Raw genomic sequence first — 24,906 nt, 5'->3', positions numbered from 1 at the left:
GGACAAAAAACAATGAAAATGGGACTGCGGCATGGCGCTGATCCTGCAACATCAGGTTTTTGATCCGGATAGTTACTTCGCTCCGGTGGTGGGAATTAGTGCCGAACTGGCGGAACATGATTCTGGCGAACATCAGCATCAACGGGCCCAGATCCTCTATGCTCCACGTGGTTGTATGACGGTGACGTTAGCCGAACGCTGGCTGATCCTGCCGCCAACGCGCATTATCTGGATACCGAGCGGCGTGCGGCATCGCGTGCAACTGCGCGGGCAGGTGGCTTACCGTTCGCTCTATTTTGCGGATGCCGCGATGCTCGCAATGCCACATGGTGCGGTGTTAGCCGCCAATCCGTTACTGGCCGCGGTGATAGAACGCATCGCACATTGGCCGTTTGACTACGCGCAGCAGCATCCCCAGGCGGAAGATCTGTTGCGAGTCTTGCGCAATGAACTGAGGGTGGCGGAGCAGGAAAATACCAGCTTGATACTGCCGAGCGAACCGCGCATAGCGGCCTGGATTGATAGCTTAAACGGCGTCGATCAGCTCCCTGGGCTGATGGTATTAGCCAAGGCGATCAATCTCCATCCTAAAACGTTAACGCGAATCTTCCAGCGGGAAACCGGGCTGAGCTATCAGCAGTGGTGCCAGCAATGGCGTTTGATGCACGCCATTGAGTTACTGGCGCAATTGCCTTCCGTAAGCGCGGTTGCGCAGCGGTTGGCCTTCTCAAGCGACAGCGCATTTATCGCCTTTTTCCGCCAGTATACCGGCACCACGCCAAAGCGGTTTATGGCGGGTGGGATACGAAGTATTGAGTAATTCCTGCTATTTTTCTTGATTGGCAATACTGCAACGGTGATTAATGTCACAATATTTATATTTTTATAAAATTAGTTAAATGCAATAGTGGTCACATTTTAACTATTGACAAATATATAATTTGAAAATTTCAATCAATTTTTTGTGAACCAGATCTTCAATTGCAATGTATTTCACATTAAAAGTGATTTCAATCACGAAATGGCATCGGATTGCGTTTCCCATTATTACTCCATAAGCTGCAAAGCAATTCCCAATCCTCTTGGAATAACGATAGGAAAAACACATGAATGGATTGATAGATTACTTCCCGGAAAATGCATTTACCGTTCACCAGCAAGATTGCGACTGGCAGCAGGCTATTGATTTATCGATGTGCTGTCTGCTGGAAAATAATATCGTTGAGCCACGTTATGTGGCGGCAATAAAGCACAGTACGCAAAATAATGGCGCCTATTATATTCTTACACCGGAAGTGGCTATGCCCCATGCACGTCCGGAAGAAGGGGCTTTGGGCACGGCATTAACCCTAACGGTATTGCCGCAGGGGGTTTATTTCAATGATGACAATCCGCAGGTGAAAGTGTTAATCGGCCTGGCGGCAAAAGATGCCGACAGCCATATCAATGCCATCCAGTTATTGAGTGAAATTTTCTGTGATGACCAGGCAATTGAACAGCTTACTCAGGCAACCAAGGTATCAGAAATAAAAGAAATCATTCTGCGCTTCTGATTTTATACACTCAAGGATCATTATAATGGCCAATAAAACAATGCGAGCCAGAGTGCAAGCTTTTGGCGGGTTCCTGACGGCTATGGTAATCCCTAATATCGGCGCATTTATTGCGTGGGGATTTATCACGGCACTGTTTATTCCCACCGGCTGGGTGCCTAACGCCCACTTTGGGCAACTGGTCGGTCCGATGATCACCTATTTGCTACCGCTGATGATCGGCTCCACCGGTGGCTACCTGATCGCGGAAAAACGTGGCGCGGTGATGGGGGGGATTGGCACCATCGGCGTGATTGTGGGGGCAGATATTCCTATGTTCATCGGCGCGATGGTGATGGGGCCGCTGGGCGGGGTGATCATCAAATATATCGACACCAAGCTGGATAAGCGTATCCCCGCTGGCTTTGAGATGGTGGTCAATAACTTCTCACTGGGGATTGTCGGCATGTTCTTGTGCCTGTTTGCCTACGAGGTGATTGGCCCAGCGGTACAGCAGGCTAACCATTTGGTACGTGCTGGCATTGAATCTCTGGTAGCCACTGGATACCTGCCGCTGTTGTCGATTATCAACGAACCGGCGAAGGTGTTATTCCTGAATAACGCCATCGACCAGGGGGTGTATTACCCGCTGGGTATGCAGGATACGGCGGTGAACGGCCGCTCGGTGTTCTTTATGGTGGCCTCTAACCCTGGGCCAGGGCTTGGTATCCTGCTGGCGTTTTCGCTATTTGGCCAGGGTATGAGCAAAAAGTCGGCACCGGGCGCGATGATTATCCATTTCCTCGGGGGTATTCACGAACTCTACTTCCCGTATGTGCTGATGAAGCCGCTGATGATCATTGCCATGATTGCTGGCGGGATGGCGGGGATCTACGTGTTTGATCTGATGGGTGCTGGTTTGGTTGCCGGGCCAAGCCCGGGTTCAATCTTTGCCTATCTGGCTCTGACGCCGCGTGGTGGCTTTGCTGGTACCTTGGCAGGCGTCGCCGCCGGGACGCTGGTTTCGTTCCTGATTGCCGCACTGATCCTGAAAACCGAGAAAAAGCAGGCGACCGAAGATAGTTTTGATGACTCACAGCGGCAGGTGAAAGCCTTGAAAGCTGCGGGCAAAGGGCAAACACAACCGATCCGTCACATCGCATTTGTTTGTGATGCAGGCATGGGTTCCAGCGCGATGGGGGCAACCACCTTCCGTAAACGTTTGGAGAAAGCCGGGGTGCCGATCAGCGTGAAGCACTACGCCATTGAAAATATACCGCCGGAAGCCGACCTGATCGTGACGCACTCTAGCCTGGAAGGGCGAGCCGAACGGGTGAGCGATAAACCCAAAGTATTGATCAGCAATTATCTCGGTGACAGCAATCTCGATCGTTTGTTGGAACAACTGGTTGCCACACACTCAGAAAAGGAAGCCGTATGAAAACCCAAGCCGCCGCTATTTATGGCCAAAACGACGTTCGCCTGCGTGAGTTTGAATTACCGCCTCTAGGTGATGATGAACTGTTGGTTAAGGTCATTTCCGACAGTGTGTGCCTGTCTACCTGGAAGGCCGCCAAATTGGGGGCTAACCACAAGCGGGTACCTGATGACGTTGCCGAACACCCTGCGATCACTGGCCATGAATGTGCCGGGATCATTGAGCAGGTGGGCAAAAACCTACAGCAACGCTACCGGGCTGGGCAACGTTTTGTGCTGCAACCGGCGATGGGATTGCCGAGTGGTTATTCGGCGGGTTATAGCTACGAGTTTTTCGGCGGCAATGCCACCTATATGATTATTCCACAGCAGGCTGTGGAGCTAGGTTGTGTATTACCGTATGAAGGCAGTTATTTTGCGGCGGCCTCTTTGGCAGAGCCGATGTGCTGCATCATAGGTGCCTACCATGCCAATTACCATACGACGCAATATGTCTATGAGCATCGCATGGGGATCAAACCCGGCGGCAACGTGGCGTTATTGGCCAGTGCCGGGCCGATGGGCATTGGTGCGATCGATTATGCCATCAACGGTAACATCCGCCCTGCGCGGGTAGTGGTCGTGGATATCGACGAGGCGCGTTTGGCGCGGGCCAGATTGCTATTGCCGGAAAGCGTAGCGCGTGAAAAAGGCGTTGAACTGGTGTATTTCAACAGCAGCAAGGTTACCGACCCGGTGGCTGCCTTACGTGACCTGACGCAGGGCCACGGCTTTGACGATGTCTTCGTTTATGCTGCGGTGGCCGATGTGCTGGTGCTAGGGGATGATCTGCTGGCTGAAGACGGTTGCCTGAATTTCTTTGCGGGCCCAACCGACAGTGAATTCAAAGTGCCGTTTAACTTTTACAACGTGCATTATGCATCCACACATGTCGTGGGCACTTCGGGGGGCTCGACGGGAGATATGTTGGAGGCGCTGCAACTGACCGCTGAAGGCCGCATTAATCCTTCGGTGATGATCACCCATATAGGTGGGCTGGATGCCGTGCCGGAAACCATCATCAATCTACCTTCGATCCCCGGCGGGAAAAAGCTGATCTATAACTTTGCCACCATGCCGTTAACCGCAATTGCCGACTTCCCAGAACTCGGGAAAACAGACCCATTCTATGCCCGCTTGGCGGAACTGGTGGCTGAAAGCCACGGCGTTTGGAACGAACAGGCCGAGCGTTTCCTGCTGCAACATTTTGGCGTGGAAACAGGGGTATAACTGCCGATGAAATCGCTGGCTTATGACATTGTACGCACCACTCAACAGGCTGCATTGGCTGCCTGGCCGCTGCTGGGCTGTGGTGATAAAAATCAAATTGATGGGGTGGCCGTCGCGGCCATGCGTCAGCAACTGAGTGGTATGGCCATGCAGGGGCAGATTGTGATCGGTGAAGGCGAAATCGATCAGGCCCCCATGCTGTATATCGGTGAGCGGTTGGGGAGCGGGAATGGCCCGGCCGTGGACATTGCTGTTGATCCTATCGAAGGCACGCGGATGGTGGCCATGGGCCAATATAATGCGCTGGCCGTGATCGCCTTTGCCCCACACAATGCCTTGTTGCATGCCCCAGACATGTATATGCGCAAGATGGTGGTGGGGCCAGGAGCTAAAGGGGCCATCGATTTGCGGTTGCCTCTGGAGCAAAATCTGCGGCAAGTAGCGCAGGCATTGGGTAAGCCATTGCATCAACTGCGCATGATCACGCTGGATAAACCGCGCCATGAACTGATCCGCCAACAGGCGCAGGCGCTGGGGGTGAAGATTTTTGCCATTCCTGACGGTGACGTGGCCGCCAGCCTGATGACCTGCCTACCAGGTGGTGAAGCCGACATCATGTATACCTTGGGTGGCGCGCCGGAAGGGGTCATATCGGCCTGTGCGGTGCGTCTGCTGGGCGGAGATATGCAAGCCGAGCTGATCGATTTCTGCCAGGCGAAAGGCGATACGCCAGAGCACAGATTATTGGCGCAGGAAGAACGGCGGCGCTGCAGCAATATGGGAATTGAGATTAACACCATTTTGCCGCTCAATGCCCTGATCGCCAGTGATGAGGTGATTTTTTCGGCAACCGGGATAACCAAAGGTGACATTATCGGCGGAATAAAACAAAAAGAGGGGTACTTGAGCACAGAAACCCTTATGATTAATGGTACCGACGGGTCGTGTAATAGAATTCATACGTTACACTTGCATTGATGGTATCGCAGGACGAATGAAAACGCTGACAGAAGATGAAATAATTGAACAACTGGACGAGCAGGAACAATTGCTCAATTGGTTACAGAAGGCAAATGAGATTTTATTTTCTGCTGTCAAAACCTATTTGCCACAGGTGTTTGTCAATAACGATCCCGACATACTCGAATATGCGGTAAAGCCATTGCTGGCAAAATCCGGCCCTTTGGACAATATGGATGTCTCCCTGCGCTTATTGTATGCACTGGGGAAAATCAAAAAAACCGTTTATGCCGATATCATCTGTCTTTCACAATTTAGCCAGCATGTGCAGGCGGAAAATAGCTCGCTGAGCTTTCATGATGAAATGACCTTTGATTTTATTGCCAACCTGAATGCCATTACGGAAAACGAACAGCTTTTCAGTGCGATAAGAAAGATGAAGTTTTCCAGCTTTGAGGTTTTTAATAACGAGCGCTACGGCAACATGATTAAAACCGGATTAACGCTGGCGGTGACTTCGCTGTTAAAGGAACTGACCAATGAAAATAGCGCTAACAGTTAATGGGCTGACGATCGATGCCTTTTTTAACGATGAGGAGGTCGAACAGGTGCACTTACCTTTACTGCGCCTGTTGGCCCAAAAGCAGCAGCAAAAGGGGGCGCGCCTGGTGGTTTTCCTGGCGGCACCTCCTGGCAGCGGTAAATCGACGCTGACGGCCTTCTGGCAGCATTTATCGTCACAGCATGATGAATTACTGGCCTTGCAAACTCTGCCGATGGACGGCTTTCACCGTCCTAACTCCTGGCTTGATGCGCAAGGGTTGCGCAGCAAGAAGGGAATGCCAGAAACCTTTGATCGTCAGCAGCTTGAGTTGGCGTTGGCTTCACTCGATCAACCACGTGTATTGTGGCCTACTTACGATCGCGTGTTGCACGATCCGGTACCCAACGCTATCGAGGTGACTGCACCGGTAACGATCGTAGAAGGTAACTGGTTGTTGCTTGATGAGCCAGGTTGGCGCGATCTGGCCCGTCACAGCGACTTAACGCTATTTATTCAGGCACCAGCACAGCAACTGCGGGCACGGCTGATCGAGCGTAAAATGCGTGGTGGTTCATCACTGGAGCAGGCCGGCACCTTTTATCAGCAAACCGATGGGCCAAACGCTGATAGGGTATTGCAGCACAGTTTGCCCGCCACCATTACCCTCCGGTGGGATAACGGTGGCCTGCGCTGTTCGGAGGAGTTACTTACCGGCGGCTAAGAGATCCAAAGCATCGCGAATGCCGGTAACTGACAGTGCGCGGTTATCGGCCCGGTAGCGGTCTTGTGCTGCGGGTGCAGAACTCTGGATAGCGATAAGTCGCCAGCCTTCTGCGGTCTTCAATATCAATGGGGAGCCGCTGTCACCGGGTAAGGTGTCGCACTGGTGTGATAACACGCCTTGTTGTGCCCAACCGGTGACTTTACAATTTTGATGGCTGTACAGATCGTCCAGATGATCTTCTGGATAACCGGCCTGGGTGACCAGGCGCTTTGCCAACTTTAAGGTTTGCGTTAACGCTTTTCCGTCACCTTGCCATAATGGCAACGGTTTAATCGCCAGCGGTTTGTTATCTTTTAGCCTGATCAACGCAAAATCATACGCTGCCGCCGCTGGTGGCACGATCCAGCCGTCGCCATCCGCCTTCAGCTTTTTACCTAATGACTTATCGACCAGCGTTTCGATATTTTCCGTCTGGTATTGCCAGCCTTTGCTACCGGAAATAAAGCGCAGCGCCACGGCCTTATCAAGATTGCCAGGAGGGGCCAGTACGCAGTGGCCTGCGGTTAGCGCCAGATGGGGAGAGATCAGCGTAGCGGTACACAGGTTACCACTGGCGGTTTCTACCTGGCCAATAGCCTGCCACGGCCAACCGCTGGTTTCGGTGACTTTAATACGGTTATCTTTGCCAAAAAACAGACGGGTTTGATCGGCCGCAGACGCCTCGGAAGGGCTATCAGCATGCGCAGAATGGGATAAAGCCAAAGGAAATGAGCACAACAACAGTAAAACAGAGATGCGCATAGGTTTCTTGCCTGACAAATTCGGATCATCCATAGACACACTGAATGCTAACTATAGACTGATTTAGCCGCGGTGTAGATGGTCGGTGATTGATTTTCCGATAATTTCCTGAGAAAAATCGGAGATTACAGATAAAAAAAGCTGGCGATGAGCCCGCAAACGATCAGGGTGCCAAGGATGATTTCGAACCGATAGCGACGCAGCATAGACAACCCCCGATGAAAAAACACCCGGCGAACCGGGTGTTGACAACTCTTATCAAAACAGGTGAGGGGTGCCTCACGCCGGTTGACTATCAGGCTGCCGGAGTTGCTGCTTTGTTGCTGGATTTTTTGTGATGTTTTTTAGCTGCTTGAGCTTTCTGGGCCGGGGCTTTTTTACCGTTGGCATTGTGATGCTTCTTGGCTGCCTGAGCTTTTTGCTCGGTCGTTTTCTTGGCGTGATGTTTTTTCACGTGGGTGGTTTTCGCTGGTGCGGCTTGGGTAGTGGCGGCTGGTGCAGCAGCAGGAGCGGCGGCCTCAGCGGCGAAAGCGATAGATGACAAGCCCATTGCAGCGGCAACAACCAGAGCTAATACTTTTTTCATCGGTAGATCCTCAACTATCTGTTGGTTTGTAACCCCACTGCGGGGCCGTTGAAACAATCTTATGCAAACAGAAGAATACTTTCCGTGAGTGATTGGTTTCGGCGTGTAACCTAATGTACGAGCGATTAGGGGAGGTTATCGCTAGTATATGTGATCGGTCAGGGAGGAGGGGCTAAGCTAGGTGTAAAGTCGAAGTGCGATCGTAGTAGTCATAGCCGTAATTGCTTCTTATAACTTAGCCATTAGTGGGGATGATGTTGAACGCTGATACGCTGTGAATTCGTGCGTCGATGTGCTTAACGGTCGTAGCTACATCATCCTTTCGATAGCAACTGCTGTTATGCGCTTTGGAATAACAGTATAAGTAAGTTGAGCTTAGTGAGTATGGAGCAGTATTAAAGGGAGATAGGTATTCCGAAATGAAAAAGATAATTCCGATTTATGTTGCAGTTTCAGGTTCCCATCCGTTTTTTCCAGGCGAGACATATCGCGTGCCCGCTCATGCTGAGTAGATTAAAACGAGAGTAATTTAAGGTTTAATTTAATAAAAATCAGTAAGTTGAGTGGCATGAAAATATTGTAAAAAAATAATTTACATAATCCCATCAATGTTTTACTGTATAAGAAATGATCAGTAGGTGAGGGCGTCCAGTTTTTGGCCTTGGTCTATTTAATACAAAGCCAGAGGGCTTAATTTTGTGGTGAAAGCTGGTATGTTAATAAGGTGCTGATGGAAAATGCTGAGGCCTGACCTGCAATCGGCGACTGAAAATTGGACACTCTTTATATGAGGAATAATTATGAAGAGGCTACAATTAATAGCCATTAAGAGGACTGCAATGGGGACGGCCTTTTTTTGTACTGGCCCATATGACTATGATCACGGATTCGATCGTCTGATGTCATGCAAGACACTCGAAGATTTGAGAAGTGTTGTGTTTGGTGACATCTTACTGCATACGTTTTTGGAGCAGAGGAAGGTCGATGAAGTCAAACAGTTTGTTCTCAAGGAAGCGATCCAACTAGTTTCAGCCATAGAGCATGTTTCATGGGATGTCGCTGAAACTTTGTTGCTCCAGGTATTAACTGACGTAACGCGTCAAGTCTTGGGAAATGAGCAGGCTCGAGATATTGTGTGATAAATTTTAGGTCCAGTATGGCTAATGTGGTTTCTTTTAATATAAACAAAAAACCTTGATGTAAATTTAACTTTTTTGTTTTATGCGAAAAGGGAGATTTTATGAAGATAAAAAATTTCACTCACCGCTTCATTAATAACTGGATGCGAATCTCAACATATGTATTCCTTATTTTCTCAGGAGGGAACTTTCTAGGTAATAATCTTAATTCAAATAATATTATTAATCTTTTAACTGTACTATTTGGTTGTTTTTTTGTGGGCTTTGTATTCGTTTTTTTTCAAAAAATGGAGGAAGTAGAAGATGAGAGAAATTAGAGATATAGAGTTGTTCGCAGTTTGCGGGGCTGATGGAAAAGATGTAGCCCAATTAGTTGGAGGTGCTGCCGGTACATGGTTATCAGGTGGGAACCCTTACGCGGGTTTGGCCGGAGCATACGCTGGCGGCGAAATATACAATGGCATGCAAAATGGCTATCAAACTGCACCTGGAGTTACTGAAGGACTTGGATCCTTCAATCCTAGCTATAATCCTAACCTTTTAGTTGTTGGTGGCTCCCTTGGGGGCATGGGTGGGGGGGTTGGTGGAAGCTCTGGTGGTGGCTTCGGTGGAGGGGCTACATCAAGTGCCAATAGTGGTAGTTAACCTTCCGGTTGCAGTAAAGATCAGTCTGTAGACGCAATAATAGCCATCCGTTATGGATGGCTATATCTTTGATTACAAAGCTATAGTTAATTCCGGAGGAATTATATACGTTTAAATTATGTGCTTCATCAACCAGCACCGAATCGCTGTAATATTGCTGCTCACTCATACTCTCTCGATAAATACCATTCGGTATTATTAGTATCTGATGGAATTAGTTTCATATGGTAATTAATTGGTTCAATATCAAAAAAAAGCACATTAAATTTTACATATCAATATGTAATTGTCGTGTCATTCAATTTAATATAGTTAATGCGCTCAATATTAATATATGCAAATATTTTCGTGTAGTTACTTTTACAGCAATGCCGGTTAATTAAAGGTATTGTATATTTCTTTTTTTTCAATGTGTTATATTTTAATTATTAATGAGATTCATTAACGTTTGACTTGTTGTGGTTGCTGTGGCAGTTTTTAGAGTAAAGATTCAATAAGAATCGCACTATAGTGGGTACGCAATAGGAGTTACTATGAATTAAGTATATGTAAAAACCGGGGGTGTCCGCTTTTCTTTTTTGATTACATAGTCTTCTGGCAAGCGTAACTACCACTGAATCTTTGTATCTATCTCAATGGTTTTTCAGCATGTTTTTAAATGAATTACCTTGTTCAGGTCAGATTTATGGCTAATTAAGGGAGAGGGCAATAACTGCTTCCACAAAGGGTTCATGATTCCTCTTTAACACTTTTGCTTGCTCTTTTGAGGGGCGATAGATACACCTTGTAGCGATAGAGCGTACTTGAATTTAGCTTCTGCTAGGCTTTTATCTATTGCTTTGCACTTGGGGAACATGCTATCCCCAGCATGTCTTAGTAGTGTCTCCATGTAATGAAAATGCTAATAATGTTTCGCTAAACAGCTATGCCGTCCCGACCAATCTGAGAAAGTATGAAAGTTCTATGTAAAGTTGATAGTCTCCTCAATTAACGATAGGTGTATATATAAAATGGATTTTATTTCTGCCGAAAACAGTCCCCTGACTGATGCACAACAGGGAATATGGTATGCATCTCAAGCCAGTCATTGCTCAACGCTCTATGCGACAGGGCAGGCCCTGCACCTGCGCGGCGAGATTGATCAAACTAAATTGCGACAGGCTATCGAACAGGCCTTGCTGGAATTTGAGGTACTCAACCATAGCTTCATTGATGTGGATGGTAAGCCATCTTTCGGCCCACGAACTTCCAACGTGTGCGTAATATTTCGCGATCTCAGTCTTCAAGATGAACCTGAGGCTATTGCGCAGCATTCAATACAACAAATAATCCGTCAAGAGTCGGGTCCCGATTGCTTGCATCACCATAAACATCACCTGTTTCTACTGGGTAAACACGAGGCAATATGGTTTTCCCGCATACACCATATAGCCTTCGATGCTTACACTTATACTTTACTGCATCGTCGAGCAGGTGAGCATTATCATGCACTGTTACAAGGAACAACTGCTGCACCGAACCACTATGCTGAACTTACTACATTGTGTATGGACGATTTAGCATATAGGGAGAGCGCGCAATTTGAAGATGATCATCAATACTGGACGTACCACTGTGCGCAAATGCCAACACCGACCTTCCTGGGAGCACCAACGCAAGATATGGCGGCAGGTACTCTGGAGTCCGAAGTTGCCATTGATGCCAAACTGTCTTTGGCCCTGAATACTTTTTATCAACAGAGCAGAATAGCACTGTCCGATGTGTTGCTCGGCGTGTTTGCCAGCTATTTTTCATCGTGCCTTGCTGGCGCTCAGAGACTGCTTTTCGGACTGCCTTGCATGGGACGATTGGATGCTTTTGGCGCGAAGGCTGCGATAACACGTAGCAATATCCTGCCGCTACTTCTGGAATTGCCTCAGAACGCCAGCTTTTTGGATGTTTGCAAGGTGGTAGCAAAAAACAGACGTAATTTACTAAAACATCAGCGCTATCGTGGCGAATGGATTGGCAGGGTCATTGGCAGAGTTGGCGATACGTTACCTCTTTATGGAATTGAACTGAATATATTGCCCTGTTCCGACACGCTCGATTTTGCAGACTTGCAGACGACCGTCAAACATATCGCCACTGGTCCGGTACGGGATCTCAATATCCATTTGGAGCTAGGGGGGGATCTGCGACCTTGTCGCCTTCGTTTGATCGCCAACGCTGCGCGATATAGTCAGGCGGAGTTGCAACTGCACGCACAGCGACTTTTGCACTGGATCGCGCGAGTAGTTGAGACTCCCACGATACCAATACAGGAACTACCACTGGCGATGCCAACTGAATTGGCGTCGATCGCACAGTGGAACGACACCACTCATACGTTGCCCAGACACAATATTCTTGCCTTGTTCGACGAGCAGGTTAAAGCCGCACCACAGCAGTTTGCCGTGATCGACGAATCCTGCAAATTAACATACTCCGAACTGGAATTGCGCTCGCGGCGGTTCGCGCACGTTATCAGCCACCAACTGCAAGGCGCGCATGGCAAGGTAATCGGTGTCGCTCTGGAACGCAGCGTAACATTGGAAGTGGTTCTATTGGCGATCCTTCGCGCCGGTGCCGTTATTTTACCGTTGTCTCTGGAGCTTCCCTCACTTCGGTTACAAAAGATGCTTGAACAAGCGGGCGCTTCTTTAACTATATCCCATCTTTCTAACCGAAATAGGCTGCCAGTCGAGCATCCTGTGCTGGATATTGAATCACTGAGTTGCCTCGCGGAACATCAAGGGGAGATTGCATTACCGATATGTACAAAGCAATGTGACACCAAGTTGGCTTATATTCTGTTCACCTCTGGTTCCAGTGGTGAACCAAAAGGGGTAATGGTCGGTCATCTGGCGTTGGCCAATCGCCTTCAGTGGATGCAGGCCGAGTATCGCTTACAGCCGATGGACCGCGTGTTACAGAAAACGCCTGCAACCTTCGATGTATCGGTTTGGGAATTCTTCTGGCCCCTAATCAGTGGCGCAACATTGGTTATGGCGCGACCGGGTGGGCATACCGATCCGGCTTATCTGCTGGACTGTATCAACCGACATGAAATTACTACTTTGCATTTTGTCCCCTCGATGCTGGCGCTCTTTCTTGATGCTGTGGAGCGTTGCCCAGGGCCATTGCCGCTACGTAGGGTATTCGCGAGTGGTGAAGTTTTGTCTCCGGAGTTGGTAAAGCGCTATCGCGGTTTACTAACAGTACCGTTGCATAATCTTTACGGCCCAACTGAAGCCGCCATTGATGTTACTTACCACGCTCTAGATCTGGGTGGAGAAGAGCGTAGCGTGCCGATTGGCCGCCCAATCTGGAATACATGTATCCACGTGCTGAATAAATACGGTAGCGCTACGCCGATCTGCATCGAAGGTGAATTGCACATTGAGGGGATTTGCCTCGCAGACGGTTATGCTGGCCAACCCACCCTGACCTCTGAACGTTTTATCACCATGGCTGATGGCAAGCGCCTCTACCGAACTGGCGATCTTGCTCGCTGGCGTCTGGATGGCGAGATTGATTATCTTGGGCGTATGGATCATCAGATAAAAATACATGGGCAGCGAATCGAGCTGGAGGAAATTGCTGCGGTGCTCGGCAAACATCCGCAAGTTCATCAGGCCTGCGCCAACATGTATGAAGGTTGTATTATCGCCTATATTGTGGCTAATGGTTCTGAACCGGACGAAAACGGATTACTGGCTCTTTGCCGAGAATACCTTCCCGTATATATGCTACCGCAGCGCTGGTTGTTTCTCGCTGAACTCCCCCTAAATCGTAACGGTAAGCTGGATCGGAAAGCATTGCCGGCACCGCCAATTTTCCATCAAGAGGAAGGCAGTGTGCCATCAAGTCTGATCGAGCAGCGGCTCTGTGAATTTTTTGCTGATGCCTTACAGTTACCTGCAGTGGCTCCCGAAGCGAACTTCTTCGAGCTTGGAGGCAACTCATTGAGCGCCGTCGATGCTGCGGCAAGAATAAAAGCCAGCCTAGGTTGGCAGATAACTATAGCCAATATTTTTGCTCATCCCACCGCGCGCTCACTAGCAAGGGATGGGCAGCGCAACGAGTTGAATATGCTCGATACGACTCTGTTGCTGAGACCTGTCCCCTATGCTTTTCGAACTAGGTTACCGACTTTGTTCTGTATCCACCCGGCTGGCGGCATCGCCTGGTGTTATAGCGGTCTGGCGCGTTTTCTGAAGACACCTTGCGAAATCGTCGGCTTGCAAGCGCAAGGCTTGACTCCGAGCAGCGACATCACTCAATCGGCGGATGATATAGCCAACGAATACGCCAACCGAATACGCGCCCATCAGCCTGAGGGACCTTATTGGCTGATCGGTTGGTCGGTTGGCGGCATGATAGCCCACAGTGTGGCCGTTCGACTTGAACAGCAGAACCAGAAAGTTGAGTTGTTGGCGATGATGGACGCTTATCCAAGCGACTTGTGGCGGCGCTTCGCTTTTGAAGAGTTAAATGCTAGAGAAGAAGAAAGTATGGCCTTGGCAGCTTTGCTCTTCATCGCGGGTATTGCGTTACCCTTTGACCGGGAGTTGCCTTCGTTGATTGTGCCGAAAGGTGAGGTGCTGGAACGTTCACAAACGATCGGATTACTGCGAAAAAACGGCAATGCTCTGGCTAGTCTTGACGATAACACACTCGATCGGCTTATCGACGTCATCATCAACAGTCGTCGTCTGATTGGCGGTTCTAGGCATGATAATTATCGCGGAGATGTGCTGTTTTTCACTGCCGCCGCACCACGAGAAGAGGATTGGTTGGATCTGGAGGCATGGCGACCTTATGTACAAGGACAGATACATAACATCAACATTAATTGCGACCATCCTGGTATGGCCAGAGCCGAAGCACTGCGTGAAATCGCCGCGCATCTGGATGCAGTATTTGCGCGATTCGCGCAAAGTTCGTCGGTAAGTCAGCACGATTCAAACCGAAAATAATAGTGGAGCATATAGTCAAATGAGCTATTACCCTACACTTGCGGATCTTACAGAAAACCTGGTGTCGTTCACAGCCCATCAGGTCCCGTCTTCTTTAATCTGGATCACTGCGAATCTTGACGATGGTGAAGTGTTGCGTAGCGCTTGCAGTTATCTGATCGATCCCGTCAGCTCAGCCACCACCAAGGTATTCCAGGCGGAACGCTATGGCGGGAGCGGCATTCAGCGCAATGGTGGGGGGGCTCGATGTGGTTTTGAAGGCCGCTACCAAGTCAAGGGGATCGGTGCTAACCCTTTGGTTGGACAAGGTTCGGACTGGCATCACTCGAATGGCGCTCTCAGCGCCAGCCAGGCAATTTATGAAGCGTTATGGGGCGAAGTGCTGGCACAAGCATCACCTTATGGTGCAGTTCGCACACAGGCCATATTACTCACTGACAAGTACATCGATATTGAATTTGAGCGCTCTAGAGGGCGCGCCCGTCGTGCGCTACTGGTACGTGAACCAGTAGTTCGCCCAGCACATTTCGAACGAGCACCTTATTTCCGACCACAGGCCCAATATGCAGCGCAACTGATACATGATGCTCAACGTGTCAGATCTGTACTTCGCCTGTTACCGGCCTGTTTGCCGATACTAAAGGCAGGTTTCAGTAAGGAGGCCGTACAAGATCCACAACATCACTGCCTCGAAGGATTATGTGAATTAGCTCGGCGCGAAGCGCGTCAAATGGCGTTTTGTCGTACGCGATTCCTGATGTTGACCACATCACCGTCCAACATCGCAATGGATGGCAGGCTATTGGACTTCAACGGGCTCACCTGTTTATTCCCCAGTGATCATCGCGATGATTTCGAATACCGGCTTAAGCTTACTCAGTTGATGAAAGAGCCAGGGATCCTACAACAGGGTTTGTCGGATCTTAGCCTGTATCTCGGCAAATACATGTTTGATTCTGCTTTCGCATTGTTTGCGCAGCAGCAGTTGGAGGATTGTTTCAGGCAAGAATTTAAGGATGCATGCTGCCGCGGTTATCTATCACTATTAGGGATCCCCATTAATCTTTTATCTTTACAAGCCATGCCTAAAACGCTGGAGTTATTGGTCAATAGTTTCATGGCTTTGCTCGGCAGCCGTCACGAACTATTGTACTGCCCGGTCAACGACGAGAAAAGTGAGTCGCCGTTAGAACGGATGGTGGTGACGTTGATCCGTCTCAGCCAGGGTCAATCTGTCGCTGACTCCGATGATCTGGAGCATGACGGTCGCTTTAGGGAAACACTACGAGCCTTAACCGAAGCCAATCATTGGTTGGTTGAAACCTGCCATGCGTTAGGGCTCAATGCATCAGCTATTCTTAAAGATATGGAGTGGCAAGCGCGGCAAAGACTACAACCCAGAAGATGTTTGGGAAAAGTGCGGATGCTCAAGGAGATTGCTGACCTGCTTGAAGATCATAGAGATGACGAGCAACTTCTGCGACAGGCGTTATCCGCAAAGGCAGAGAGGATGCTGGTGTTCGCCAAAGCAGTGTTCGGGAACTGTTAAACCAACCTGTTACGAATCAAAAAGAGACGAAAATGCATGACATTATACATAAGAGAAACCTCCGATGGTCGAGAAGAGTGGTCTGCCTATGAGCAAATTGGTTTTGCCATAAGCTGTATGCTTCAAAACCGTAATTACTGTCTCTATCCAGTTTTGAGTATTCAACTCTGGACAGAGTTCGCCATCCAGCATAAGCAGATCAAATTCCTCTTCGATACACGCGGCCAACCGCTGGCATATGTCACCTGGGCATATTTGGCGTTAGATACTGAAGCACGAATGCTTCATGAAACAAAGTTTCACCTGCACCCTTCCGAATGGAATGAAGGTGACAATATCTGGATCCTTGATTTCTGCTGCAAACCCGGTTTTGGGCGTAAGGCTATTGAGCGTTTCATCCAAGTCAGACCGTGGGGACAAGGGAGGGTACGCTGGTTGAATCGCAGGAAAAAAATCATGACCCTATAGCCCGATACTCGGTGCTTTGGGCGTATCCGCCAAAAGTGGTAATAGCACAGATCTGAACAATTATCGGTGGCTAAAGAGTTAGACAGTGGGTTGTGCGGAGTGGTGGAAGAGTAGCAGATGAAGGGAGTTAATTTTGTTTCGTAAGGATGCTGTAGAAAATAGGAAAAAGAAGTGGCGAGGGCGTGCAATTTTACTCCCGGGCATTCCTCTGTGGCTAAATATACTGAGTTGCACTTTTTTTATCGTGACTTTTTTTGCATTCGTTATTGTAGGCAGTTATACCCGCCGCGTGAACGTCAGTGGGGAGATTTCCACTTGGCCACGGGTGGTTAATATTTATTCTGGGGTGCAGGGGGTTGTGGTTAAACAGTTTGTCCTCGAAGGACAAATAATTAAAAAAGGCGACCCAATTTATCAACTCGACGTCAGTAAAAGCACGCTTAGCGGGGTCGTCAGTGAGAATCAACGTAGGGGTATTGAAAATCAATTGGTTCGCGTGGATAACATCATCTCGCGACTGGTAGATAACAAAAAAACCACATTGAACACCTTAGAGAAACAACGCTCGCACTTCAGCGATGCCTTCAAACGCTCATCGGATATAATAAAACGTGCAGAGGAAGGAGTGAAAATAATGAAAGAAAACATGGATAAATATCGTAGCTATCAGTCAAAAGGACTTATCAATAAAGATCAGTTGACCAATCAGGTAGCATTGTATTACCAACAGCAAAATAATTTACTTAACCTGAGCGGACAAAATGAACAAAATGCCTTGCAGATAACCAGTCTGGAAAGTCAAATTCAAACTCAGGCAGCCGAGTTCGATAACCGTATTTATCAAATGGAGTTGCAAAGGTACGAGTTACAAAAAGAGTTGGTGAATACGGATGTAAGTGGGGAAATTATCGTCCGTGCACTGTCTGACGGAAGGATTGACTCTATGAGTGTCACCATAGGGCAAATGGTGAGTGCTGGCGATAGCCTGCTACAGGTTATCCCCAAAAATATAAAAAATCATTATCTGATTATCTGGGTACCAAATGACGCAGTCCCTTATATTGCTGTAGGTGATAAGGTCAACGTGCGCTATGAGGCTTTTCCTGCCGAAAAGTTTGGTCAATTTTCAGCTGTGGTGACGACCTTATCCAAAACGCCGGCCTCACCGCAGGAAATGATGACTTACCAAGGGGCACCTAAAAATCTGCAAGGCGCATCTATTCCTTATTATAAGGTGATCGTGAAACCAGAGAAACAAGCCATCGTTTATGATGGAAAATCGTTTTCTTTGGAAAATGGTATGAAAGCGCAGAGCACATTATTTCTAGAAAAAAGAAAAATTTATCAATGGATGCTTTCGCCGCTCTACGATATGAAGTACAGCGCCATAGGACCGGTAAATGAATAACGACAGATTTAAATCCCTCGTCAACCAACTCGACATGCGCTTGCGTCAGCGCGTTCCCTTCGTTCACCAGACCGAATCCTCGGAGTGCGGGCTGGCCTGTCTGGCGATGGTCTGCGGGCACTTCGGCAAGAATATTGATCTGATATCACTACGTCAGCAATTCAACCTGTCTTCTCGGGGTACCACATTAGCTGGTATCAAACAGATCGCCACGCAGTTGGGAATGGTTTCACGTGCACTATCGCTGGATTTAGCGCAAATTAGTGTTCTGAAAACCCCTTGTATTCTCCATTGGGACTTCAATCACTTTGTCGTGTTGGTCAAAGTGAAACGTAACCGTTTTGTACTACATGATCCCGCTTGTGGCCGCAGAGTGGTTGGTGTTTCGGAAATATCTCAATTTTTTACTGGGGTAGTACTTGAACTTTGGCCAGGAAGCGAATTTACCGCAACAACGATGAAAAATCGCGTGAGCCTGAGAACGTTGATTGGCAGCATCTATGGGATAAAACGCGCGCTAACCAAAATTTTTTGCATGTCGATCGTTATCGAAACCATCAGTCTGGTGATGCCAATAGGGACTCAACTGGTGATGGATCATGCGATCCCGGCAGGTGATCTCGGACTATTAATTCTCATTTGCGTTGGATTGATGTTTTTTATCCTGCTGCGTGCGACTGTAGGCATGATTCGCGCTTGGTCATCGCTGGTGATGGGAACGCTCATCAATGTGCAATGGCAATCAGGTCTATTTAACCACCTGCTGAAACTGCCGCTCGGTTATTTTGAGCGGCGCAAACTGGGAGATATCCAGTCTCGTTTCAGTTCCTTAGATACGCTACGCGCGACTTTTACCACAAGTATCGTCGGAGCGATCATGGACAGCATCATGGTTGTCGGTGTACTGGTGATGATGGTGATATATGGGGGATATTTGAGCGGCATCGTACTGGTGTTCACTGCAGTGTATGTAATCATCCGTCTGCTCACCTACGGATATTACCGGCAGTTATCGGAGGAAACGTTGATCCGGGGGGCCAGAGCCAGCTCATATTTTATGGAGACGCTGTACGGAATAGCTACGATCAAAATGCAGGGCATGGACGAGCGGCGGAGTATGCACTGGCTTAACCTGAAAATTGACGCCATCAATTCGAGTATCAAGTTAACCAAAATGGACCTGTTATTTGGAGGTATCAATACCTTTGTTACGGCTTGCGATCAGGTGGTAGTTTTATGGTTGGGTACCAGCCTAGTGATCGACAATCAAATGACTTTGGGCATGTTCGTGGCGTTTGGGGCATTTCGAGCACAATTCTCCGATCGGGTCGCCTCACTGACGAATTTTCTACTGCAGTTAAGAATGATGAGCCTGCACAATGAGCGTATTGCTGACATCGCACTAAACGAACGTGAACACCAAAAACCTGATCGCCACATTGTCGCGGCCATGCGTCCGGTGGCTCTGGAAACGCATGATCTCAATTATTGCTACGACAGCCAATCTGCGCCAGTATTCAGCGATCTGACCATCGCCATTGCTCCTGGGGAAAGCGTGGCCATCGTCGGCGCTTCTGGAGCTGGGAAAACGACACTGATGAAAGTATTGTGCGGGTTGTTTGAGCCCAGTTCAGGTCGGGTCATGGTTGATGGCACCGATATTGGCCAATTAGGTATAAACAATTACCACAAGATAATCGCTTGCGTGATGCAGGACGATAGATTGTTCTCTGGTTCAATACGGGAAAATATATGCGGATTTGCCGAAGAGATGGACGAAGCTTGGATGGTGGAGTGCACCAAGGCTAGCTATATCCACGATGTGATAATGAAAATGCCCATGGGTTACGAAACGTTGATAGGTGAGCTCGGTGAGGGGCTTTCCGGCGGGCAGAAACAACGTATATTCATTGCGCGTGCACTATACCGGAAACCGGGGATTTTATTCATGGATGAAGCAACGAGTTCTCTCGATAGCGAAAGCGAACGTTTCGTAAATGTGGCAATAAAGAGGTTGAATATCACCAGAGTGATAATCGCACATAGGGAAACAACGTTACGAACCGTGGACCGAATGATTTATCTATAAGAAAATGTGGATTGAGCCAATTGAAATTGCGCTAAAATTCTATCGCATGACGGCCGTCCTTTCCGTCAATACTGTATAGCGTAATTATGCTTGGTATCATTAGTTACAACATACATAAGTAGTCGTAAAAACCACGAGCCTGCAACACCTGCGCTCGAGGATAGGGTGTGCACTATGTGGCATCATTAAGCCTAACAGGTAAGAATAAGGCGGGACGCTATTACGGCAGGCGTGTCGGGGCGCAATGCCCCGGAAGATTTACAACAACGAAATCCTATCCCCCGTCGCCGGGCTAATCGTATTAGGCAACCACAGCTGCCCCCAAGAGCCAGTGCAATGGCAGCCCATCACTTTCTCAGGTTTGATTTGTTTGAGAAAACGCTGTACCTGCAATAATCGCAGAGGCGAGGCATATCTCAGGTGAAAGCCGCCAATCAGCGCGTGGATCTTATCGATACCGGTGATCTTCTGGCAGTGCCGTACAATATTGATTATTCCCCGGTGGCCGCAGCCAGTGATGATTATCAGGCCTCGATCGGATTTATAAATCAGCACACCTTCATCGGCGATGTAATCAGGGGATTGTTGCGCATTTTCAATAATGCCGTAGGCTTTGGGGGTAGGCACCTCGATTTCACCGGACCAAAGGAACCGCTCACTGATTTGCACTGGGGCTCTGGTCAGCTCCATGGCATGGCGCGAGTAATCCACTTCCGGCGATAACCGTTTGATTTTCTTTATCCGGCCCAGAAGATTAACGGCGGCATAGCGCACGTCTTGCACGCCGGGGTGGCAAATGATTCTGCTGTTATCGGGCAACCAGGGGACACCACCGCTGTGATCGTAATGGCCATGAGAGAGCACGGTAGCGGTCAGGTCGTTGAGGCTAATCCCCATTTGAGCCGCATTTTTTAAAAAACTGCCGTCCGGCCCGGTATCAAAAAGTACGCTGTCCGATTCATCCTGCACTAACAGGCTCAACCCGGCTTTGGCGATTAACGCTTTATCCGCTCCGGCAGCCAGGCGATTTTCAAGTAACACACTGATGGTTAAGGTCATGTGGACTCTATTTTGCAAATCCGTACGTTAAGTTATAACAGCAACACCTTAACGTACGGAGGAGGCGGAGATTACAGGTAACGGCTTTCCAGATGCCGGCGGAAATAGCTTGGGTCTAACGTCTTACCCGTGGCGTTGGTGATCAATGTATCGGTAGGATAACGGCTGGCATGACGCCAGATATTTTGCTGTAACCAATGGAATAGCTCGGTTAAATTACCGGCAGCAATATCTTCGCTCAGCTTGGGCATTGCGCTACGTGCACTGTCGAACAGTTGGGCCGCATACATGGCACCCAAGGTGTAAGTTGGGAAGTAACCAAAGGCACCGTCCGTCCAGTGGATGTCCTGCATACAGCCGTTGCGATAATCGCCCACGGTATCCAGGCCAAGGTAGCTGTGCATCTTCTCATTCCACAGCGCTGGAATGTCCTCTACCTCGATCTCCCCCTCAATCAATGCACGCTCGATTTCATAGCGTAATATCACATGGGCAGGGTAGCTGACCTCGTCGGCATCGACGCGGATTAGACCCGGCTTCACCCGCTGATTAAGGCGAATAAAGTTGCTCTCTTCCAGGGCCGCTTGTTCACCAAACTGATTGACGATCAGCGGCCGCAGGACTTTCAGGAAGTCACTACCGCGAGCCAGCTGCATTTCAAAGAACAGGCTCTGTGATTCGTGGATCGCTGTCGACCGAGCTTGCGCTACTGGCTGGCCCAGCCACTCACGGGGCAGGTTTTGTTCATAACGGGCGTGGCCGGTTTCATGCACGATGCCAAGCAGCGCGGTAAGGAACTCTTTCTCGTTGTAGCGTGTGGTGATACGCACGTCCTCCGGCACGCCGCCGCAGAACGGATGAGCACTAACGTCAACGCGGCCGCCGTCGAAGTCAAAGCCGAGCAGTTTCATCACGCTCAGGCTCAGCTTACGCTGGGTGTCGACATCGAACGGACCTTGCGGGATCAGGCAAGTCTCCTGTTGCTGTTTGGCGACCACCTTTTGCAATAGGTCGGGCAACCAGGTTTTCAGATCGCCAAAGATACGGTCCAGATCGCTGCTGCGCATGCCAGGCTCATACAGATTGAGCAACGCATCATAACGGCTGACGCCCGCTGCCTGTGCTCGGATCTGCGCCTCTTCACGGCTTAGCTTGACCACCTGGCGTAGGTTATCGCTAAAACCTTCCCAGTCGTTGGCCGGGCGTTGTGCTCGCCAGGCATGTTCGCAGCGCGCACCGGCAAGGGATTTGGCTTCGACCAGCGCTTCTGGCACCAGCACGGCATTGTCATACTGGCGGCGCATTTCGAGCAGGTTGGCACGGTCAAATTCATCTAGCGCTTCTTGTTGCGCGCGGTCGAGCAGTTCACCCGTTTTCTGTGCCGTCAGGATTTGATGCTTCAACACGCTCAATTCCGCCAGAGCTTCGGAACGCGCCTTGTTGCCCCCCGGCGGCATCATGGTTTGCATATCCCAGCCGCTGATGGCCGAGAGATGGTCAAAACGCGAAAGGCGGGTGAATAGGGCGCGAAGTTGGCCGTAGGCCGTAGTGGATGATGCAGATGTCATTTGTTCAACTCCATAGTGGATCCGTTGAGCCAACGGGGCCGGATCGTCATGCCGGCTCTGTTTTGGTATCTAAAGGGGGTTTAATCGGCCAGCAGAAGCGGAAACTGGCGCCGCCCAAAGAGCTGGCCTCCACAAAGACCTGGCCTTGATAAGCCACGGCGATGGAATGCACGATCGCCAACCCAAGCCCGCAGCCGCCGGTAGCGCGATCGCGGCTGGGATCGAGGCGGACGAAGGGCTCGAATACCCGTTCGCGCTCTTCTGGCGGAATGCCAGGGCCATCGTCTTCCACCTGCAAGCATGCGGCATCACCGTCAAACCACAGGCCGACGCGTAAACGCCGTTCGCTATAGCGCAGGCCATTGTTGACCAGGTTGTCCAACACGCGCTCCATCAGCCGCAGATCGACACCGCCAAAGTCACCGACATGCGGGATGTTCAGCTCAATGTCGCGCTCTGGGTGGATCAACTGGATATCGGCCACCTTATCCTGTAGCCAGCCGGGTAAATCGATAGGTTCAATATTCAAGGCTACCTGAGGCCGATCCAGACGCGCATAGGTCAATAGCTCGTCGATCAGGGATTCTAGCTGGCCAATATCCCGATTCAACGCCTGCTGCTCGCCGTCGGTCAGGTTATCGCTCATGGCCAACCGATAGCGCAGGCGTACCAGCGGAGTCCGTAGCTCATGGGCAATACCGTCAATCAGCTGTTTTTTACTGACGATCAGCGTGTTGACGTTATCGGCCATCTGATTAAAGGCAACGCCAAGCCGGTAAAGGCTCGAGGTGGGTACAAAGTGTGTACGTTCATCGAGATGCCCGGCTCCCAGACGTTGGGCGGCATTTTCCAGTTTCAGCAAGTCCTGCCAATGCGGGCGCATCCACAGGAACACCGGCAGAGCCAGCGACAAGCCGATAAAAATCAGCAGCACCAAATCCAGAATGCGCATCTGGTGCAGATAAAACAGATAAGGGATGGGGCCAACGACCAGCACGTAGTGGCTACGGGGAATGCGCTGCATAAAGGTGTAGCGATCGTCCAGCGCAATAATCTCTCCCATGTGCAGACGCTTGGTGAGATCTTCATTCAGGTTCTGCTTACCGAGCGGCTCGATATGCAGTTTGAACGACAGGTTTAAATCCAGGGTGGCGATGGTTTTGTTCCAGTCTTTTAGCGGGATCTCCCGCAGTTCGCTGCGCATCAGATACAGCGAACTCTTCATCAGGTCGTCCATCGATTGGCGCCCGGCGCGTTCGGCGGTGACCTTGTAAACCAGGCCAACCAGCATCGCCATTACCAGAAAGCAGACGAACAGCAGTAAAAAGAACTGCACGAACAGTTTTCTCATTGTTGCACCGATGCCCAGGCGTTGGGGGCAAACAGATAGCCCTTGTTGCGCACGGTCTTGATGCGAAACGGCTCCAGGGCATTGTCATACAGTTTGCGGCGCAGGCGTGAAATGGCCACATCGATGCTGCGATCCATACCGTCGTAGCTGACACCGCGCAGGTTTTGCAGCAACGCTTCACGGTCCATGATTTGCCCTGCATGGGTGGCCAACTCCCACAGCAGATCGAAATCTGAGGTAGAAAGAGTGACGATCTCTTCCCCCAGCGTCACCTCGCGGTTGACCGGATCGATGCACAGTAAACCAAAATGCACGGCATTATGTTGGGTGATGTTCTGGGTTTGCTCTTCTTTTGGCTGGTTGCCACCGTGTTGGCGCAGGTGTAAACGCAGGCGTGCCAGCAGCACCGCAGGCGGCGTGGTTTTCAGGATGTAGTCATGCGCACCCATTTCCAATGACAGGATGTGATTCATATCGCTGTCCAGCGAGGTGAGCAACACGATCGGGCCGGGATAAACCGGGCGCAGATCGCGGCACAGCGTCATGCCGTCCTTGCCGGGCAGCATGATATCCAACAGCACCAGGTCTGGTTGTTCCCGCTCAATACAGGCCTGTGCCGTGTCGCCACGGGGTTCGATGATGACGTCGATGTCATGTTTGCCCAGATAGGCGGCAATCAGTTTGCCAACCTCAGGATCGTCTTCTACAAAAACAATTTTAGTCATAATAGGGTAGTTTTATAGGAAAAACGGCATCCAGCATAGCGCGCTGCTCGGT

20 protein-coding genes are annotated in these 24,906 nt (G+C 49.7%); 14 read left to right on the top strand and 6 right to left on the bottom strand.

Annotated elements, in window-relative coordinates; translation table 11 throughout:
• The first annotated feature begins 31 nt into the window (after positions 1-31).
• From KGP17_RS13645 to KGP17_RS13615, 7 genes are all read left to right on the top strand, one after another.
• Positions 32-820 (top strand): helix-turn-helix transcriptional regulator, encoded by a 789-nt coding sequence (locus tag KGP17_RS13645; RefSeq protein WP_223497757.1) that lies wholly within the window; start codon positions 32-34, stop codon positions 818-820.
• A gap of 286 nt (positions 821-1,106) precedes the next feature.
• On the top strand, positions 1,107-1,553 hold the full coding sequence (locus tag KGP17_RS13640) for a PTS sugar transporter subunit IIA (RefSeq protein ID WP_115158893.1): 447 nt from the start codon (positions 1,107-1,109) through the stop codon (positions 1,551-1,553).
• Between the two features lie 25 nt (positions 1,554-1,578).
• Positions 1,579-2,973, top strand: a complete 1,395-nt coding sequence (locus tag KGP17_RS13635) for a PTS mannitol transporter subunit IICB (RefSeq protein WP_223497756.1) — start codon at positions 1,579-1,581, stop codon at positions 2,971-2,973.
• Complete coding sequence (locus KGP17_RS13630; protein WP_166732632.1) at positions 2,970-4,238, top strand: zinc-binding dehydrogenase; 1,269 nt, start codon at positions 2,970-2,972, stop codon at positions 4,236-4,238. The genes KGP17_RS13635 and KGP17_RS13630 overlap by 4 nt, the downstream gene beginning before the upstream one ends.
• A gap of 6 nt (positions 4,239-4,244) precedes the next feature.
• Positions 4,245-5,216: a class II fructose-bisphosphatase gene (gene glpX / locus KGP17_RS13625; RefSeq protein ID WP_209522885.1), complete on the top strand. Its 972-nt coding sequence runs from the start codon at positions 4,245-4,247 to the stop codon at positions 5,214-5,216.
• A complete protein-coding gene (locus tag KGP17_RS13620; RefSeq protein WP_371822020.1) occupies positions 5,167-5,760 on the top strand; it encodes an MltR family transcriptional regulator in 594 nt (197 codons plus the stop codon). Before glpX ends, KGP17_RS13620 begins: the two co-directional genes overlap by 50 nt.
• The gene (locus KGP17_RS13615; protein WP_223497755.1) at positions 5,738-6,463 is read left to right on the top strand and encodes a nucleoside/nucleotide kinase family protein; all 726 of its coding nucleotides are present in this window, start codon (positions 5,738-5,740) and stop codon (positions 6,461-6,463) included. The genes KGP17_RS13620 and KGP17_RS13615 overlap by 23 nt, the downstream gene beginning before the upstream one ends.
• Here the strand turns inward: KGP17_RS13615 and KGP17_RS13610 are convergent.
• Complete coding sequence (locus tag KGP17_RS13610; RefSeq protein ID WP_021806511.1) at positions 6,446-7,267, bottom strand: serine protease; 822 nt, start codon at positions 7,265-7,267, stop codon at positions 6,446-6,448. The genes KGP17_RS13615 and KGP17_RS13610 overlap by 18 nt on opposite strands.
• A gap of 295 nt (positions 7,268-7,562) precedes the next feature.
• Entirely contained in the window at positions 7,563-7,853 is a 291-nt protein-coding gene (gene asr / locus KGP17_RS13605; RefSeq protein ID WP_021806510.1) for an acid resistance repetitive basic protein Asr, read from the bottom strand.
• 800 nt (positions 7,854-8,653) lie between these two features.
• Here asr and KGP17_RS13600 point away from each other — a divergent pair.
• The 7 genes from KGP17_RS13600 (at position 8,654) to KGP17_RS13570 (ending at position 20,151) form a co-directional block, all read left to right on the top strand.
• Positions 8,654-8,992, top strand: a complete 339-nt coding sequence (locus KGP17_RS13600; protein ID WP_223497754.1) for a hypothetical protein — start codon at positions 8,654-8,656, stop codon at positions 8,990-8,992.
• A gap of 303 nt (positions 8,993-9,295) precedes the next feature.
• Entirely contained in the window at positions 9,296-9,637 is a 342-nt protein-coding gene (locus tag KGP17_RS13595; protein WP_152525724.1) for a hypothetical protein, read from the top strand.
• A 1,010-nt stretch (positions 9,638-10,647) separates the two neighbouring features.
• A complete protein-coding gene (locus KGP17_RS13590; RefSeq protein WP_021806509.1) occupies positions 10,648-14,637 on the top strand; it encodes a non-ribosomal peptide synthetase in 3,990 nt (1,329 codons plus the stop codon).
• 19 nt (positions 14,638-14,656) lie between these two features.
• Positions 14,657-16,186, top strand: a complete 1,530-nt coding sequence (locus KGP17_RS13585) for an MchC protein (RefSeq protein WP_223497753.1) — start codon at positions 14,657-14,659, stop codon at positions 16,184-16,186.
• Between the two features lie 36 nt (positions 16,187-16,222).
• A complete protein-coding gene (locus tag KGP17_RS13580) occupies positions 16,223-16,654 on the top strand; it encodes a toxin-activating lysine-acyltransferase (protein WP_037375965.1) in 432 nt (143 codons plus the stop codon).
• Positions 16,655-16,787: 133 nt separating this feature from the next.
• Positions 16,788-18,062, top strand: coding sequence for an HlyD family secretion protein (locus tag KGP17_RS13575; protein WP_223497752.1), 1,275 nt, complete (start codon positions 16,788-16,790; stop codon positions 18,060-18,062).
• Positions 18,055-20,151, top strand: coding sequence for a peptidase domain-containing ABC transporter (locus tag KGP17_RS13570; protein WP_021806506.1), 2,097 nt, complete (start codon positions 18,055-18,057; stop codon positions 20,149-20,151). The genes KGP17_RS13575 and KGP17_RS13570 overlap by 8 nt, the downstream gene beginning before the upstream one ends.
• A gap of 258 nt (positions 20,152-20,409) precedes the next feature.
• On the opposite strand, the gene KGP17_RS13565 is transcribed toward KGP17_RS13570, so the two are convergent.
• The 4 genes from KGP17_RS13565 to rstA form a co-directional block, all read right to left on the bottom strand.
• Positions 20,410-21,210, bottom strand: a complete 801-nt coding sequence (locus KGP17_RS13565) for an MBL fold metallo-hydrolase (RefSeq protein WP_223497751.1) — start codon at positions 21,208-21,210, stop codon at positions 20,410-20,412.
• A gap of 71 nt (positions 21,211-21,281) precedes the next feature.
• Positions 21,282-22,778: a carboxypeptidase M32 gene (locus KGP17_RS13560; protein WP_094981297.1), complete on the bottom strand. Its 1,497-nt coding sequence runs from the start codon at positions 22,776-22,778 to the stop codon at positions 21,282-21,284.
• A 46-nt stretch (positions 22,779-22,824) separates the two neighbouring features.
• Entirely contained in the window at positions 22,825-24,129 is a 1,305-nt protein-coding gene (gene rstB / locus KGP17_RS13555; RefSeq protein WP_021806503.1) for a two-component system sensor histidine kinase RstB, read from the bottom strand.
• Positions 24,126-24,854: a two-component system response regulator RstA gene (rstA, locus tag KGP17_RS13550; RefSeq protein ID WP_115158901.1), complete on the bottom strand. Its 729-nt coding sequence runs from the start codon at positions 24,852-24,854 to the stop codon at positions 24,126-24,128. Before rstA ends, rstB begins: the two co-directional genes overlap by 4 nt.
• Positions 24,855-24,906: the final 52 nt, after the last annotated feature.

This window comes from Serratia sp. JSRIV001 (assembly GCF_019968745.1).
In the GTDB taxonomy this organism is placed as follows: Bacteria; Pseudomonadota; Gammaproteobacteria; order Enterobacterales; family Enterobacteriaceae; genus Chania; species Chania fonticola_B.
This window is presented reverse-complemented; position numbering and strand designations above follow the sequence as displayed.

What these genes read in the sequence shown, in the direction of transcription:
- KGP17_RS13645 (WP_223497757.1), top strand. Translation starts at nt 32, where the DNA reads ATGGCGCTGATCCTGCAACATCAGGTTTTTGATCCGGATAGTTACTTC.
- KGP17_RS13640 (WP_115158893.1), top strand. Translation starts at nt 1,107, where the DNA reads ATGAATGGATTGATAGATTACTTCCCGGAAAATGCATTTACCGTTCAC.
- KGP17_RS13635 (WP_223497756.1), top strand. Translation starts at nt 1,579, where the DNA reads ATGGCCAATAAAACAATGCGAGCCAGAGTGCAAGCTTTTGGCGGGTTC.
- KGP17_RS13630 (WP_166732632.1), top strand. Translation starts at nt 2,970, where the DNA reads ATGAAAACCCAAGCCGCCGCTATTTATGGCCAAAACGACGTTCGCCTG.
- glpX (WP_209522885.1), top strand. Translation starts at nt 4,245, where the DNA reads ATGAAATCGCTGGCTTATGACATTGTACGCACCACTCAACAGGCTGCA.
- KGP17_RS13620 (WP_371822020.1), top strand. Translation starts at nt 5,167, where the DNA reads ATGGTACCGACGGGTCGTGTAATAGAATTCATACGTTACACTTGCATT.
- KGP17_RS13615 (WP_223497755.1), top strand. Translation starts at nt 5,738, where the DNA reads ATGAAAATAGCGCTAACAGTTAATGGGCTGACGATCGATGCCTTTTTT.
- KGP17_RS13610 (WP_021806511.1), bottom strand. Translation starts at nt 7,267, where the DNA reads ATGCGCATCTCTGTTTTACTGTTGTTGTGCTCATTTCCTTTGGCTTTA.
- asr (WP_021806510.1), bottom strand. Translation starts at nt 7,853, where the DNA reads ATGAAAAAAGTATTAGCTCTGGTTGTTGCCGCTGCAATGGGCTTGTCA.
- KGP17_RS13600 (WP_223497754.1), top strand. Translation starts at nt 8,654, where the DNA reads ATGAAGAGGCTACAATTAATAGCCATTAAGAGGACTGCAATGGGGACG.
- KGP17_RS13595 (WP_152525724.1), top strand. Translation starts at nt 9,296, where the DNA reads ATGAGAGAAATTAGAGATATAGAGTTGTTCGCAGTTTGCGGGGCTGAT.
- KGP17_RS13590 (WP_021806509.1), top strand. Translation starts at nt 10,648, where the DNA reads ATGGATTTTATTTCTGCCGAAAACAGTCCCCTGACTGATGCACAACAG.
- KGP17_RS13585 (WP_223497753.1), top strand. Translation starts at nt 14,657, where the DNA reads ATGAGCTATTACCCTACACTTGCGGATCTTACAGAAAACCTGGTGTCG.
- KGP17_RS13580 (WP_037375965.1), top strand. Translation starts at nt 16,223, where the DNA reads ATGACATTATACATAAGAGAAACCTCCGATGGTCGAGAAGAGTGGTCT.
- KGP17_RS13570 (WP_021806506.1), top strand. Translation starts at nt 18,055, where the DNA reads ATGAATAACGACAGATTTAAATCCCTCGTCAACCAACTCGACATGCGC.
- KGP17_RS13565 (WP_223497751.1), bottom strand. Translation starts at nt 21,210, where the DNA reads ATGACCTTAACCATCAGTGTGTTACTTGAAAATCGCCTGGCTGCCGGA.
- KGP17_RS13560 (WP_094981297.1), bottom strand. Translation starts at nt 22,778, where the DNA reads ATGACATCTGCATCATCCACTACGGCCTACGGCCAACTTCGCGCCCTA.
- rstB (WP_021806503.1), bottom strand. Translation starts at nt 24,129, where the DNA reads ATGAGAAAACTGTTCGTGCAGTTCTTTTTACTGCTGTTCGTCTGCTTT.
- rstA (WP_115158901.1), bottom strand. Translation starts at nt 24,854, where the DNA reads ATGACTAAAATTGTTTTTGTAGAAGACGATCCTGAGGTTGGCAAACTG.